Genomic DNA, 13,385 nt, shown 5'->3' with positions numbered 1-13,385 from the left:
GTTTCAAAACTAAATTTGGGTGCCCTCAAGAACTGACCACTTATGGAAGCCCCCGACGCCGGATCTCGGCTTGGGTGCCCCAGTTGCGGCTCAAAGGTGGTCGGTTCTTGCCGCGCTCATCCTGTGGGCTTCTTCCATGAGCAGTTTGCCCAGGAATTCCTGCCTCTCGGGGCGGAATCGCGGCTCGATGCCGGTGAGGGACAACGCCCCGATGGGCCTGCCGAGTTGGTCGAAAACGGCGGCCGCCATCCCCCAACTGCCCTCGAGAACCAAACCGGGATTCACCGAGTACCCGGCCAACCGGGTCTGTTCCAGGTTCCGGCGCACCACACTCTCGGTATGGCCGGCGGCGAATTCTCCTGCATGCCGTTCCCAGTTGGACAGAACGAGTTCCTGTTCCTCCTCCGGAAGGAAGGCCATGATGGCGGTCCCGGCCGACGCCACGCCGAGGGGGAACCTGACGCCCTCGTGCAACACGAAGGAGCGCACGGGAAAGCTGCCTTCCTCGCGGAGCACGCACACGGTTTCGTGACCGCGCCGGATGGAATAGAAGGAGCTCTCCCCGCTCTCCTCGGCCAGGTGGCGCAGGCTGGGCCGGGCGAGGTCCTCAAACGGGAACCGGGCCGCCGCCACGGACCCCAACAGGAAAATCTCCGGGCCCAGGATCCAAATTCCAGTCCGCTGATCGTGGTCCAGCAGGCCTTCGGCGGCGAGGGAGGCAAGCAAGCGGTGCACCGTCGGGCGCGTCAGTCCCGACTCTCGGACCAGGCCAGCGATGGACATGCCCTCCGGTTTGCGCCCCACGAGCCTCAGGAGTGCGGCAACGCGGCCCACCACCTGGGCACCTTGCACCGGCTTGTTTTGCGGCTGATCGCTCAAACCACGCACCTTTCTAGAGAATTCCTCCACAATGTGGACACTTCCAAGACTAGCGTCCACACTATGCAAAATCAGCCTTTTTCGAGGCTGAAGCACCGTTGACCCTCCGCACAAGACCAACCTAAGCTCGTTTCTCAGACGACTTGCCCAGACGGTTGTCCACAAAGTGGATCGCGACGAAGCGGCCCTCCTACAAAACGACCGACTCAACGACGAGGACATGCCATGGCCAAAATCCAACACAGCGCCGGCGAGGCGCTGCAGGACGTCCTGCGCGACGGCCAGACCCTCGCCGTCGGCGGCTTCGGGCTCAGCGGCATCCCCGCGGACCTGATCGACGCCGTCCGCGATTCGGGCGTCAAAGACCTGACAGTGGTTTCCAACAACATGGGCATTGACGGCAAAGGGCTTGGCGTTCTCATCGAAGCCGGCCAGGTCCGCAAGGTCATCGCCTCGTATGTGGGTGAGAACAAACTCTTCGCCGAGCAGTACCTCTCCGGCCAACTCGAGGTCGAGTTCGCTCCCCAGGGCACCCTCGCCGAGCGGCTTCGCGCCGGCGGTGCCGGCATCCCCGCGTTCTACACGCGGACCGGCGTCGGAACTTTGGTTGCCGAAGGCAAGCCGCTCGAAGAGTTCGACGGCGTCACGTACGTCCGCGAGCGCGGGATCGTCGCCGACGTCGCGCTGGTCCACGCGCACACCGCGGACACCGACGGCAACCTGATCTACCGCTACACAGCCCGGAACTTCAACCCTGTGGTGGCGACGGCGGGAATCGTGACCATCGCAGAGGCCGAGGTGATCTTGCAGCCGGGCGAGTTGGACCCCAACCACATCGTGACGCCCGGCGTCTACGTCCAGCGGCTGGTCCAGGCGAGCAACCGCACCAAGGACATTGAGCAGCGCACAGTGCGCCCGCGGCTTTCTAGTACAGTCCGGTCCCGCACTGAAGCCCTGGCCGTCTAAGCACCCACTAGCGAAGGAGTATCACCATGGCATGGACCCGCGACGAAATGGCCGCCATTGCGGCCCAGGAACTCAATGACGGCGACTACGTCAATCTTGGTATCGGCATCCCCACCCTTGTAGCCAACAACTTGCCAGACGGCGTGCGGGTTGTGCTGCAAAGCGAAAACGGGCTGCTCGGCATGGGACCCTTTCCCTATGAAGGCGAGGAAGACGCCGACCTCATCAACGCGGGCAAGCAGACCGTCACGGTCCTGCCCGGCGGCAGCATCTTCGACTCTGCAACGTCCTTCGGCATGATCCGCGGCGGACATGTCAAGGTTGCCATCCTCGGCGCCATGCAGGTTTCAGGCGACGGCGACCTCGCCAACTGGACCATTCCGGGAAAGATGGTCAAGGGCATGGGCGGCGCCATGGACCTGGTGGCGGGAACACCGCGCGTGGTGATCCTCACCGAACACAATGCCAAGGACGGGAGCGCCAAGATCGTCCGGGCGTGCACCCTGCCACTGACTGGCCTCCAGGTAGTGGACCGCATTGTCAGCGACCTTGCAGTGTTCGATCTCCACAAGAACGACGACGGCGGGCGGCATCTCACGCTGACCCGCCTCGCGCCCGGGGTCACCGTCGAAGAGCTTCGTGAAAAAACTGAGGCGTCATTCGATGTCGCATTGGAAGAATCCGCTCTCGAAGGAGCCACCGCATGAGCCTGCAAAACCAGTTCGGCAAAGACGTCCTCCTCACCGGCTGGGGGCACAGCAAGTTCGGCAAACTCACGGACCAGACGCTGGAATCCCTGATCGTCCAGGTGTCCGCGGAGGCCATCCAGAACTCGGGCCTTGAGCCACGGGATATCGATGAAATCTACCTCGGCCAGTTCAACTCGGGCATGCAGCCCCTGGGCTTTACGTCCTCACTCGCCCTGCAGCTGTCCCAAGACCTGGCCAACGTGCCGGCCACACGAACGGAGAACGCCTGCGCCTCCGGTTCCGCGGCATTCCAACAGGGCGTGAAATCCGTGCTGGCCGGGACCGCCCGCAACGTCCTGGTGATCGGCGCCGAGAAGATGACCGACGCCGGGGCCGACGTTGTCGGTGCCGCACTCCTTGGCGCGTCCTACGAGATGGCAGGCAAGGCCTCCACCACTGGCTTCACGGGGCTGTTCGCCGAGGTAGCCAAGCACTACGAGAAGCGCTACGGCGCGGGCATTCGTGGTTCTGGCATCGAAGGCTCTGGTTTTGCCCGAGGCCTAGGTGACGTCCTCGGCTCCATCGCAGCCAAGAATCACCACAACGGCATGGACAACCCTTACGCGCAGATGCACAGGGACTTTGGTGAAGAGTTCTGCCGGACGGTTTCCGAGAAGAACCCCATGGTTGCCGAACCGCTCCGCCGCACGGACTGCTCCCCCGTGTCCGACGGCGCTGCCGCCGTCGTGCTTTCCGTTGGCCCGGCGTCGGGCGCTGCTACTGAACCGGTGCGGCTGGCGGGCTTCGGGCATGCGAACGGCTTCTTCCCTGCAGAGCGCCGCGACCCCACCGAGTTCGCCGCCACCCGCGTGTCCTGGGAGCGCGCACTGGGGATGGCAGGCATCGGGATCGAAGGACTGGACTTCGCTGAAGTGCACGACTGCTTCACGATCGCCGAACTCCTCATGTACGAGTCCATGGGACTGACGCCGAGGGGCGAAGGCTCCCGCGCGGTGCAGGAAGGCTGGGTCTACAAGGACGGCAAGCTGCCCGTCAACGTGTCCGGCGGGCTCAAGGCCAAGGGCCACCCCGTCGGTGCCACCGGTGTGTCCCAACACGTCATCGCGGCCATGCAGCTCACGGGCACTGCGGGCGCCATGCAACTGCCCAACGCCCGCCGCGGTGCCGTGCAGAACATGGGTGGCGTGGGCATCGCGAATTACGTCTCGATTTTGGAGTCGATCTAAGGCACGCGCCCACTTCACCAGCTACCGGCGCGGGTCTAAACTGACGCTATGTCCGACACCGCAGGACGCAAGTTGTTTCAGCATTCCGGAACGGCACTCATCTTCCGGGGAGCCTTGGCCCTTCTCTTGGCATTCCTGGTTGCTTCCTTGCCGGTCGCCACTGTGTTTGCCCTCGTCTACGTGTTCGGCGTCTACGCCATCACTGACGGACTCACTGACATGGCCCATTACTTCTACGATCCCGCACGCCACTCCCGCTGGAGCATGATTGGCGGCTTCATCTCGGTCGCGACCGGCCTCGTGGCGGTTTCGTGGCCGGGCATCACCGCCGCGGCGCTTGGCTTCCTCATAGGAGCTTGGGCCCTGGTCCTGGGGATCTCGCAAATCATCCTTGCCATGGACACAAGGACGACCGTCAGGGCTTGGTGGCTCTGGATGTTGACAGGGTTGGTCACCACCTTGTTTGGGCTTTTTGTGCTCGTCAATCCCGGAGCCGGGTTCCTGGGCGTGGTGGCGCTGCTGGCGACATACGCCGCCGTCGTTGGTTTGCTGCTGATCGTCTCTGGCATCAAGCTCCGCAGGCGCGCCACCTCTTCGGTGATGCTCGCGCATTAGTCCTTTGCGGGGCAATCCGCCGTGAGGGGATGCGCTAGGTCCCAAGTTCGGTAAGTTAGTGGCTGTGAAGATAGCTACCTGGAATGTGAATTCGCTCCGTGCACGTGCCGACCGTGTGGAGGCCTGGCTGCAGCGTAGTGACTGCGACGTCCTCGCCATGCAGGAAACCAAGTGCAAGGACGACAACTTCCCGTGGGAGCTCTTCGAACGCATGGGTTACGAGGTGGCCCACTTCGGTGTGAGCCAATGGAACGGTGTCGCGATCGCCTCCCGAGTGGGGCTCGACGACGTCGAACGCACCTTTGTTGACCAACCTGCCTTCGGAAAAGCCGGCAAGGACCCTGTCCAGGAAGCCCGCGCGATCGCGGCAACGTGCGGCGGGGTCAGGGTGTGGAGCCTGTACGTTCCCAACGGCCGTTCCCTGGACGACGAACACATGCCGTACAAGCTCAAGTGGCTGGACACCCTGAAAGGCCACGCCGCCAGCTGGATCACGGAGAACCCGGATACCCAGGTGGCGCTCATGGGGGACTGGAACATCGCCCCGTTGGATGACGATGTCTGGGACATCGACTTCTTCCGAGAAAACGCACTCACTCACGTCAGCGAGCCTGAGCGCGAGGCCTTCCGTGCGTTCGAAGCGGCTGGTTTCACCGACGTCGTCCGCCCGTACACTCCCGGGCCCGGCGTCTATACCTACTGGGACTACACCCAGCTCCGGTTCCCCAAGAAGGAGGGTATGCGGATCGACTTCGTCATGGCCTCCCCCGCGCTGGCCGCCCGCGTCACTGGAGCTTCGATCGACCGCGAGGAGCGCAAGGGCAAAGGCGCCTCGGACCACGCTCCCGTGATCGTGGAGCTTACGGACTGAGCAGCAACAATTGATGGAGGAGGCGGGCCCGCGATGAGCGGAAAGCTATACGGGAGTCAAGCGGGACTGCCCTTCTCTTCAGCTCTGCGCGTCTACGAACCACTCGAAGCCTTCCCGGAGGACCAGCGGCAGCAGCTCGTGGCGAGCGGTACGCGCAACGGTTCGCGGGCCGCCGTCGAGAACGCCGAGTTGCTCGCTTCCCTTGGACGGGTCACCCGAAAAGGCGGGGATCCTTTCCCCACCGGCAGCACTGACCTGGTCCGCATCACCCGGCTTCCTTCCGGAGATCTGAACGACCCCGACGCCGGGCGGCTGCTCTATTGCCCCAGCCAACTGGTGATCCGGGCAGGCTTGGCGGCCAACGCCCTCATGGAAGGTATCCACGGACCACTCGCGGAGCTGCTCATCCCCGTGGACCAGCGCGACCGGCACCAGGCCCGCATCGACCGCATCAATGCCAGTCACGACGCAAAGCGCGTCCACACCAGGGCCTCCACCTGGGGAATCCCCTTCAGCTGGTTCTCGCTGTTCCAGGAGTCGGACCGCAAGGACGTCGTGGAATCCGGCGGACGCATCCTCACCGTTAGGGTCTGGGCCTCACTGACTGATGCCCTGGACCGCGCACGCTTCGCCGTAGCCAATCTTGCCCTCGCCGCGCCTGACCTGGACATGCTCGATGACCTCACTCAGCTCACCGAATGGCTCGAATTGTTCCACGTGCAGTCCATGGTCGAGCTGGACTACGGCGCGGTGGCAGACAAGGTGTACCCGGATGAATCGCCGATGGATGTCCGGCTTGGCATCGAGTGCTTGGCCGAGGGCGACATGACGGGAGCCGCCGCGGCCTACCGCCGACTCGCTTCCCGCTGGATCCCCATCAGGCAGCTGGCCCGGGCTTCCTGACTTCGGGCTTCTTAGCTGCTGGGCTTTGGCGCAGGCGGGGCTGTGGATTCCCGCACGATCAGCCGGTGCGCCGCCTTCATGGACCGTACGGAGCCTGTGGCGCCGGCCAATTCGTCCAGCAACATGCGCGTGCCCAGCTGGCCTTGTTCAACGGGATCCTGGGCCACGGTGGTTAGTCCCATGGCTTCGGAGAATTCGTGGTTGTCGATCCCGATAATGGACAAGTCTTCCGGTACCCGGACTCCGCGGCGGCGAGCCTGCAACATGGCGCCCATGGCCATTTCATCGGAAGCGCAGAAGATCGCCGTCGGCTTGCGTCCGGGCTTGTCCCAGAGCTCGTCGAAGGCTTGCTGGCCACTGCCCACCGTGAAGTTTCCGAAAATGTCCCATTCCGGTGGCATGGAAAAGCCCGCGCTCGTCATGGCATCAGTGAAACCGTCGACGCGAAGCCGCGGCACCGTGAAATTCAGGTCGGAGTCGTCTTGGCCATGGAGTAATGCGATCTCGCGATGTCCCAGGTTCAGCAGATGCATGGTTGCTTCCACAGACGCGGCGTAATCGTCAATGCCGATGCTCGGGCAATCTTCCACCGGACCGCCGACGATCACCAGGGGAATGTCGATCCTTTGGAGATCGGCGATTTCTTCGGACGTCAGGGACATGCAGAGGACCAGGAGTGCATCGATTTGCTTGTAGACCATGGTCTTGCTGAACAGGCGTTCCCGCGCTCCACGCTGCCCACCCAGGTTGAACAGGGAGAGGTTGTAGCCGCGGGCGTGAAGCTCGCGGTCTACGCCCTCGATGGCTTTGAAGAAGAACCAACGGTCCACATACGGGGCGAGGACGCCGACGGTTTTGGTGCGGCCCGTGGCCAGGCCAGAGGCGGACGACGACGCCACATACCCGAGTTCTCCGGCTACTCTTAGGATCTTTTCCCGCGTAGCCGGAGATACTCGGGGAAGGCCCCGCACCGCGCGCGAAACCGTGGCGGTGGAAACGCCTGCGGCCAGGGCGACATCCTCAATGCTGGCTCCTGCGTGGCCGCCACGCTGGGACCGTTCGTTCGTTTTTGCCACTTGAGCCCCCTCAAAGAATCCGTGCGGAAGCCGAGGGTTCCTTCCCAGACGGCAGATAGCCAGCGTATTCCGCCTGGTCGCCCTTCGCCGATTCCGCGCTACTTATTTCGGACCGCCCCTGTTAGAAACGCTGCTCAGGTGATGCGCCTGCCGGTCCTGGGCGGAAGCTTACGGCGCATCCGAACCAGTACCCATATGGCCAGCACCACGGCCAGGAGGCCCCCTGCCCAGCCCAGGGCGGGCTGGGCAGTGAGTTCTGCGCCAACTGTCACGACGAACAGAACCAATCCCCAGAAGCCGAGGAAGCCAATGATGAGGTCCAAGTCCTCGGCTGAGCGGACCCGTTTCCGATCGGGGTGGGGATCGTTATTGCTATGTGCGCCCTCGGTCATTTGACGGCGCCCGCAGTCAGGCCGGCAACGATCTTGCGTTGGAACACCAACACCAGGATCACGAGCGGGATAGTCACAATGGTTCCGGCAGCCATGACTGCGGTGTAGGGCTCTTGGTGCGGCTGGGCTCCAGTGAAGGAAGCGATGGCCACGGTCACGGTCTTCGTCTGCTCGGAGGAAAGCTGGCTCGCGATGAGGAACTCGTTCCATGCCCCGATGAAGGCCAGGATCGCCGTCGTGAACGTCGCAGGTGCCGCGAGCGGCAGGATGACCTTACGGAAGGCCTGCCCCTGGGTGCATCCATCGATGCGCGCGGACTCCTCGAGCTCCCAAGGCATCTCCCGGAAGAACGAGGTCAGCGTATACACCGTGAGTGGGAGGGTGAACGAGATGCTCGGGATGATGAGTGCTTGGTAGGTGCCCATCCACCCGATGTTCGTGAACAGCTGGAACAACGGCGTAACCAAGGCAACGCCCGGGAACATCGAAGCCCCCAGGATGAATCCCATGACGGCAAACTTGAACCGGAAGTTCAAGCGCGCGAGAGCGTAGGCGGCGAATACGCCGACCACGAGGGCGACCAGCGTGGTAATGCCGGCGACGATGACGCTGTTGAGCAAGTTGCGGGCGAAGTGGTTGCCCAGGCTCTCGTCGAAGACCGTCCCGAAATTATCGAGGGTGATGTGATTCGGGTACGGCGTCGACTCGAAGGTGTATCCCGTGTCGCGGAAGGCCGTGACGATCATCCAGTAGAACGGCGCAAGGCACCAGACGAGGATGATGGCGGCCTGGATGTACGTCCGGGCCGGTGCCCAGCTGAATGAACGACGGCGCATGGGGACCGGGGCGGTACGGGTAGCGGTTGCGGTGGCGGTGCTCATGTCATTTCTTTCCCGAGGAGGTCGCCGCGCCCACAGCGTTGGCGCCGAGGAAGCGGACGAAGATGAATGCGACGAGGAAGACCGTCAGGAACGTGATGGTCGAGACCGCGCCGGCGCTGTTGAAACCTTCACGGATCTGGTCGACCACGAGAATCGAGAGAGTCGTCGTATTGTTGGCGCCACCGGTCATGATGGCCGGGAGGTCGTACATGCGCAGCACGTCGAGCGTACGGAAGAGGATCGCGACCATGAGTGCGGGCTTAACCAGCGGGAGTGTGATCTGCGTAAAGCGCTGCCATGCAGATGCGCCGTCGACTTTCGCGGCTTCATACACCTCGTCCGGAATGAGCTGGAGGCCAGCGAGGATGAGGAGGGCCATGAACGGCGTCGTCTTCCAGACGTCCGAGATGATGATGGCCCACCGGGCAGGCCATTCGGAGCCGGTCCAGAGGATCTGGGTTCCGAGAAGCTTGTTGATGATGCCCTCGAACGCGAACATGAAGAAGAACAACTTCGCGGTCACGGCGGTCGGGATTGACCACGGCACGAGGACGGCCGCACGAATCGCGCTGCGACCCCGGAACGTGCGGGCCATGATGATCGCCATCCAGAATCCGAGCACCGTCTCCAGGATGACAGTGACGATCGTGAAGAAGAACGTGGTGCCCATCGCGCTCCAGAACTCCGAGCCAAGGGTGCCGGGCGGGCATGCTTGGCCGTTGCACTGCTGACCGAGCCAGTGGACGTAGTTGTCGATGCCGGCGAATCCGCCCTGCTCGAAGAACCCGGTCACAGGATTGAGGCCCGCGTCCTTCTGGAAGGACATGGTGACCGCGTTGATGACTGGGTAGACAATGACGACGGCGAGCAGGACGAGCGTGGGCAGGAGCAGCATTGACGCCCAACGCCCCTGTGTGACCTGCTTGCGGTCCGCGCTCTCCCTCCCCGGCATGCGATGCGGTGCGGTCGGGGTGGCCGTGGCCTCGGACCGTGCCGGGACTTCTGTGGACATGGTGACTCCTGTTCTCCCCTGTCAAGGGGCGACGGAGCGGTCCGGCGTCGACTGCGACGCCGGACCGCCCGTCATGAGGGCTATTTCGCGCCGGCTGCCTGGAGGGCGGCCTGCATGTCGGTGAGGGCCTGGTCCACGGACTTCTCACCCTTGATTGCGGCGTACGAGTTGTCCTCGATGGCCTTCGTAACGGCGGGGTAGAACGGCGTGACCGGGCGCGGCACGGCGTTCTGGATCGAGGTCAGAAGGACCGGGAGGTACGGAAGCTTCGCCACGAGCGCCGGGTCGGTGTAGAGGCTCGAGAGGACCGGGGCGAGGGAGCCCTGCGTCGCGAAGAACTTCTGCTGCTCGGGATCCGTGAGGAACTTCAGGAAGTCAAGCGCCGTCGCCTTGTTCTTGGAGAACGCGCTGATCGCTGCACTGTGGCCGCCAAGCGAGGACGCACCCGGGCCGCTTTGGCCGGGGAGCGGTGCAATGCCGAACGTGTCCTTGACCTTGGAGGAACCATCGGTCTTCGCAAGGTTGTACACATAAGGCCAGTTGCGCAGGAACAGGAGTTTGCCGTCTTCGAAAGCCTGCCTGCCCTGCTCCTCCTGGAAGGTGATGGCCTCTGCAGGGATGTTCCCATTCTTGAACGCTTCGGCCAGTTTGCCGAGGCCCGTCTTGGCCTCCGCCGAGTTGACCGTTGCCTTGCCGGAGTCATCCACGATCTTGCCGCCGAAGGTGTTGATGGCCTCGGCCGCGTTGACTGTGAGGCCTTCGTACTTCTGGAACTGGCCCGCGTAGCAGCCGATGTTGTTGGACTTGGCAACGGAGCACATACCCATCATCTCGTCCCACGTCTTGGGCGGCGTGGGCACGAGGTCTTTGCGGTAGTAAAGGATGCCGCCGTCAGACGACACAGGGGCGGCATAGAGGGTGCTGTTGTATGTCGCGGCTTTGACCGTCGCGGGCAGCAGCGCCGCCGTGTCGAGAGCCATTTTGTCCTTGAGCGGCTGGAGGTAGCCCTTGGCCGCGAATTCGGCAGACCATACGACGTCGACGCTTACAACGTCATATTCCGTGCTCTTTGCCTGGAAGTGCTGCACGAGATCCTCGTGCTGCTGGTCGGCTTGGTCGGATTGCTCCTTGAGGGTGACCTTTTGGTCCGGGTGGGCTGCATTCCACTTGTCGATGGTCGGGCGGATGACATTGGAATTGTCCTTGCCCTGCACGTAAGTAATGGGGCCACGGCCGTCAAGGCTTGCGTCACCGCCGCCTGTGGATGTGCCGCCGCCTCCGCCGCCACCACAGGCGGACAGGGAAATGGCGAGCACGCCGGCGACAGCGGCCGGCAGAAGGTACTTGCGTGTGTTCATGCTGGGGACTCCTCGATGAGTGGGCCAGGTTATTTCCGCGGTGCGGTTGATGTGGTGAGCCTCACATTAGTAAGCTTCCGGGTAGTAATGCAAGCGTTTACATCAAAATGTTATCGAGAGGAATCCAGTGCCGCACTCCCCGATCCCAACTCCCGGTTCCAGCATTTCCGCGTGGTGGGCAAGCGCCGTCGTCTACCAGATTTATCCCCGTTCTTTCGCCGACGCCAACGGCGACGGAATGGGCGATCTCGCCGGAATCACGGCGAAGCTGCCGTATCTGCAAGAGCTGGGTGTGGATGCCGTGTGGCTCTCCCCGTTCTACAAATCACCGCAAGCTGACGCTGGATACGACGTCGCGGACTACCGCGCCGTGGACCCCCTCTTCGGCACGCTGGGCGACTTTGACGCCATGCTGGAGAAGGCCCACGGCCTGGGGATCAAGGTAATCGTCGATCTCGTGCCCAACCACACGTCGGACGAGCACGCCTGGTTCCGCGAAGCCCTCGCCGCCGCCCCAGGCTCCCCCGAACGCGAGCGCTACATGTTCCACCCAGGCAAGGACTCCAAGCCGGGCTCCGGGGACGGGGCCTTGGCTCCGAACAATTGGAAGTCCATCTTCGGCGGCCCCGCCTGGACGCGCCTGACGAACGACGACGGCACTCCCGGCGAGTGGTACCTTCACCTTTTCGACACGAAGCAGCCAGACCTCAACTGGGAGAACCCGGAAGTCCACGAAGAGATGCGCTCGGTGCTGCGTTTCTGGCTGGACCGCGGAGTGGACGGCTTCCGAGTGGATGTTGCCCACGGCCTGGTCAAGGAAGCCGGACTGCCTGACTGGGAGGGCTCCGCCGCCATGGTCGAGGGCGGCCTATCCGCACCGGGCGCCCACAGCGAGGCCGTCGAACCCCATACGGCCCACCCTCACGTCGATGGAAAAGCGGCCGCCGGGCAAGCCGCCGGAGTGTCCGTGACCGCCGTCGAACACAAGGTCAAGCCGCCGCTGGACCCGCCGTCGCCCTTCTTCGACCAGGACGGCGTCCACGAAATCTACCGGGAATGGCACCAAGTCCTCTCAGAGTACGACGGCGAGCGCATGCTGGTTGCCGAGGCTTGGGTCGAGCCGCCCGAACGGCTGGCCCGGTACATCCGCAGGGATGAAATGCAGCAGGCCTTCAACTTCGATTTCCTGCTGGCTGGCTGGGACGCGGAGCGTATGGCGGAGGCGATCGAATCTTCGCTGGACGCCGCGGGATCGGTGAAGGCGCCCTCCACCTGGGTCCTGAGCAACCACGACACCGTCCGGCACCCCAGCCGCTTCGGGCTGGCAGACCCTACTACCTTCCCCAAGGGAATCGCGGCGGAAGACGAACAGCCCGACGCCGCCCTTGGACTGGCGCGGGCACGCGCCGCGTCCATGGTGTCGTTCGCGCTACCTGGCTCCGCCTACCTGTACCAGGGTGAGGAACTCGGCCTGCCGGAGCACACGTCCCTGCCGGCCAAAGCGCGCCAAGACCCCACGTTCTTCCGCACCAAAGGCGTGGAACGCGGCCGCGACGGGTGCCGAGTGCCTTTGCCGTGGAAAGCCGCCGAGCCCGGCTTCGGATTCTCGGAAGCGTCCACCGCAGGCGACGCGCTTGCGGCCGTGATCGGCAAGGCGCCTACGGCGCCGTGGCTGCCCCAGCCTGAATCGTTCGGCGAGCTTGCCGCGGACCTCCAGGCCGGCGTCGAGGGCTCCACCCTGGAGCTGTACCGCTCGGTCCTGTCGTTCCGCAAGGACCATCGCCTGGGTTCGGGCACGTTCCGTTGGGCCGAGGAGCACGATCCCGCCAACGGGATCCTGGCCTTCCACAATCGGGACGTCTTGGTGGTGGTCAACATGGGAGCCGCAGCCCTCGCGGTGCCGGCGGGCTTCAGGATTGGCCTCTCCAGCGACGGCGGCTCAGGCGGGGCTTCGATTGTCCCGAATAGCGGGGCGTACCTCCTGGCACTGTAAGGGCTGCCCTTCCTGACCTTCTTTGGCGCGAAAACGGGGCCGACACGCAGAGTTTGCTGCGTGTCGGCCCCGTTCTGTGGGCAAAAAGGGTCAGGAAGGCGCCCCTATCGCGGGCTCGAGCCTACTTGCCACCCTTGAAGAAGCCAGCGATCTTGGAGCCGAGGCCCTTGACGTTCTCGGCCACGTCTCCGGCGATCTCCTTGGCGTTCCCGGCGACATCCCCCGCGAGTTCCTTGGCGTTCTCGGCCACGTCACCCGAGAAGAATTCCTTCACGTTCTCCGCGGCATCGCCGGCGAATTCCTTCACGTTCTCTGCTGCGTCGCCAGCGAATTCCTTCGCATTCTCGACGGCTTCACCAGCAACATGCTTGGCCTGTTCCGCCGCAGCTTCAGCGGTCTTCTTGATGTCGTTGACTTCTTCGCTCATGGTTTTCTCCTTGTTCCTGGTCCACATGTTCTGGTCCATCGGCTTGACTCGGACACAGGGTCCGGTGCCGGCCGGG

Annotated in this window: 14 protein-coding genes; 7 read left to right on the top strand and 7 right to left on the bottom strand. The window is 63.7% G+C overall.

Features of this window, described 5'->3' with window-relative positions; all coding sequences use genetic code 11:
• Positions 1-90: 90 nt before the first annotated feature.
• Positions 91-888, bottom strand: a complete 798-nt coding sequence (locus OOZ51_RS16295; RefSeq protein ID WP_416346397.1) for an IclR family transcriptional regulator — start codon at positions 886-888, stop codon at positions 91-93.
• A 216-nt stretch (positions 889-1,104) separates the two neighbouring features.
• On the opposite strand from OOZ51_RS16295, the gene OOZ51_RS16290 reads away from it, so the two are divergent.
• From OOZ51_RS16290 to OOZ51_RS16265, 6 genes are all read left to right on the top strand, one after another.
• Positions 1,105-1,845: a CoA transferase subunit A gene (locus OOZ51_RS16290; protein ID WP_265980813.1), complete on the top strand. Its 741-nt coding sequence runs from the start codon at positions 1,105-1,107 to the stop codon at positions 1,843-1,845.
• Positions 1,846-1,871: 26 nt separating this feature from the next.
• Complete coding sequence (locus OOZ51_RS16285; protein ID WP_265980812.1) at positions 1,872-2,552, top strand: CoA transferase subunit B; 681 nt, start codon at positions 1,872-1,874, stop codon at positions 2,550-2,552.
• Positions 2,549-3,781, top strand: coding sequence for an acetyl-CoA acetyltransferase (locus OOZ51_RS16280; protein ID WP_265980811.1), 1,233 nt, complete (start codon positions 2,549-2,551; stop codon positions 3,779-3,781). Before OOZ51_RS16285 ends, OOZ51_RS16280 begins: the two co-directional genes overlap by 4 nt.
• Before the next feature lie 48 nt (positions 3,782-3,829).
• Entirely contained in the window at positions 3,830-4,396 is a 567-nt protein-coding gene (locus tag OOZ51_RS16275; protein WP_265980810.1) for an HdeD family acid-resistance protein, read from the top strand.
• Between the two features lie 64 nt (positions 4,397-4,460).
• A complete protein-coding gene (locus tag OOZ51_RS16270; protein ID WP_265980809.1) occupies positions 4,461-5,267 on the top strand; it encodes an exodeoxyribonuclease III in 807 nt (268 codons plus the stop codon).
• 33 nt (positions 5,268-5,300) lie between these two features.
• Complete coding sequence (locus OOZ51_RS16265; RefSeq protein WP_265980808.1) at positions 5,301-6,170, top strand: DUF8083 family protein; 870 nt, start codon at positions 5,301-5,303, stop codon at positions 6,168-6,170.
• 11 nt (positions 6,171-6,181) lie between these two features.
• Here OOZ51_RS16265 and OOZ51_RS16260 read toward each other — a convergent pair whose 3' ends face one another.
• The 5 genes from OOZ51_RS16260 to OOZ51_RS16240 all read right to left on the bottom strand — a co-directional run bounded on the left by OOZ51_RS16260 (position 6,182) and on the right by OOZ51_RS16240 (position 10,889).
• Entirely contained in the window at positions 6,182-7,246 is a 1,065-nt protein-coding gene (locus tag OOZ51_RS16260; protein WP_265980807.1) for a LacI family DNA-binding transcriptional regulator, read from the bottom strand.
• Between the two features lie 134 nt (positions 7,247-7,380).
• Positions 7,381-7,638, bottom strand: a complete 258-nt coding sequence (locus tag OOZ51_RS16255) for a hypothetical protein (RefSeq protein ID WP_265980806.1) — start codon at positions 7,636-7,638, stop codon at positions 7,381-7,383.
• Positions 7,635-8,519, bottom strand: coding sequence for a carbohydrate ABC transporter permease (locus OOZ51_RS16250; RefSeq protein ID WP_416346396.1), 885 nt, complete (start codon positions 8,517-8,519; stop codon positions 7,635-7,637). The genes OOZ51_RS16255 and OOZ51_RS16250 overlap by 4 nt, the downstream gene beginning before the upstream one ends.
• A gap of 1 nt (position 8,520) precedes the next feature.
• Entirely contained in the window at positions 8,521-9,531 is a 1,011-nt protein-coding gene (locus tag OOZ51_RS16245) for a carbohydrate ABC transporter permease (RefSeq protein ID WP_416346395.1), read from the bottom strand.
• An 80-nt stretch (positions 9,532-9,611) separates the two neighbouring features.
• Positions 9,612-10,889, bottom strand: a complete 1,278-nt coding sequence (locus OOZ51_RS16240; protein WP_265980805.1) for an ABC transporter substrate-binding protein — start codon at positions 10,887-10,889, stop codon at positions 9,612-9,614.
• 127 nt (positions 10,890-11,016) lie between these two features.
• On the opposite strand from OOZ51_RS16240, the gene OOZ51_RS16235 reads away from it, so the two are divergent.
• On the top strand, positions 11,017-12,882 hold the full coding sequence (locus tag OOZ51_RS16235) for a glycoside hydrolase family 13 protein (RefSeq protein ID WP_416346394.1): 1,866 nt from the start codon (positions 11,017-11,019) through the stop codon (positions 12,880-12,882).
• 121 nt (positions 12,883-13,003) lie between these two features.
• On the opposite strand, the gene OOZ51_RS16230 is transcribed toward OOZ51_RS16235, so the two are convergent.
• Positions 13,004-13,309, bottom strand: coding sequence for a hypothetical protein (locus tag OOZ51_RS16230; RefSeq protein ID WP_265980804.1), 306 nt, complete (start codon positions 13,307-13,309; stop codon positions 13,004-13,006).
• Positions 13,310-13,385 lie beyond the last annotated feature (76 nt).

The organism is Arthrobacter rhizophilus (genome assembly GCF_026241105.1).
GTDB lineage: Bacteria > Actinomycetota > Actinomycetes > Actinomycetales > Micrococcaceae > Arthrobacter.
The sequence above is the reverse complement of the archived record's forward strand: the minus strand, read 5'-3'. Positions and strand labels throughout refer to the sequence as shown.

Coding starts and splice junctions, on each gene's coding strand:
- OOZ51_RS16285 (WP_265980812.1), top strand. CDS start 1,872: ATGGCATGGACCCGCGACGAAATGGCCGCCATTGCGGCCCAGGAACTC.
- OOZ51_RS16255 (WP_265980806.1), bottom strand. CDS start 7,638: ATGACCGAGGGCGCACATAGCAATAACGATCCCCACCCCGATCGGAAA.
- OOZ51_RS16245 (WP_416346395.1), bottom strand. CDS start 9,531: ATGTCCACAGAAGTCCCGGCACGGTCCGAGGCCACGGCCACCCCGACC.
- OOZ51_RS16230 (WP_265980804.1), bottom strand. CDS start 13,309: ATGAGCGAAGAAGTCAACGACATCAAGAAGACCGCTGAAGCTGCGGCG.
- OOZ51_RS16290 (WP_265980813.1), top strand. CDS start 1,105: ATGGCCAAAATCCAACACAGCGCCGGCGAGGCGCTGCAGGACGTCCTG.
- OOZ51_RS16280 (WP_265980811.1), top strand. CDS start 2,549: ATGAGCCTGCAAAACCAGTTCGGCAAAGACGTCCTCCTCACCGGCTGG.
- OOZ51_RS16250 (WP_416346396.1), bottom strand. CDS start 8,519: ATGAGCACCGCCACCGCAACCGCTACCCGTACCGCCCCGGTCCCCATG.
- OOZ51_RS16265 (WP_265980808.1), top strand. CDS start 5,301: ATGAGCGGAAAGCTATACGGGAGTCAAGCGGGACTGCCCTTCTCTTCA.
- OOZ51_RS16240 (WP_265980805.1), bottom strand. CDS start 10,889: ATGAACACACGCAAGTACCTTCTGCCGGCCGCTGTCGCCGGCGTGCTC.
- OOZ51_RS16275 (WP_265980810.1), top strand. CDS start 3,830: ATGTCCGACACCGCAGGACGCAAGTTGTTTCAGCATTCCGGAACGGCA.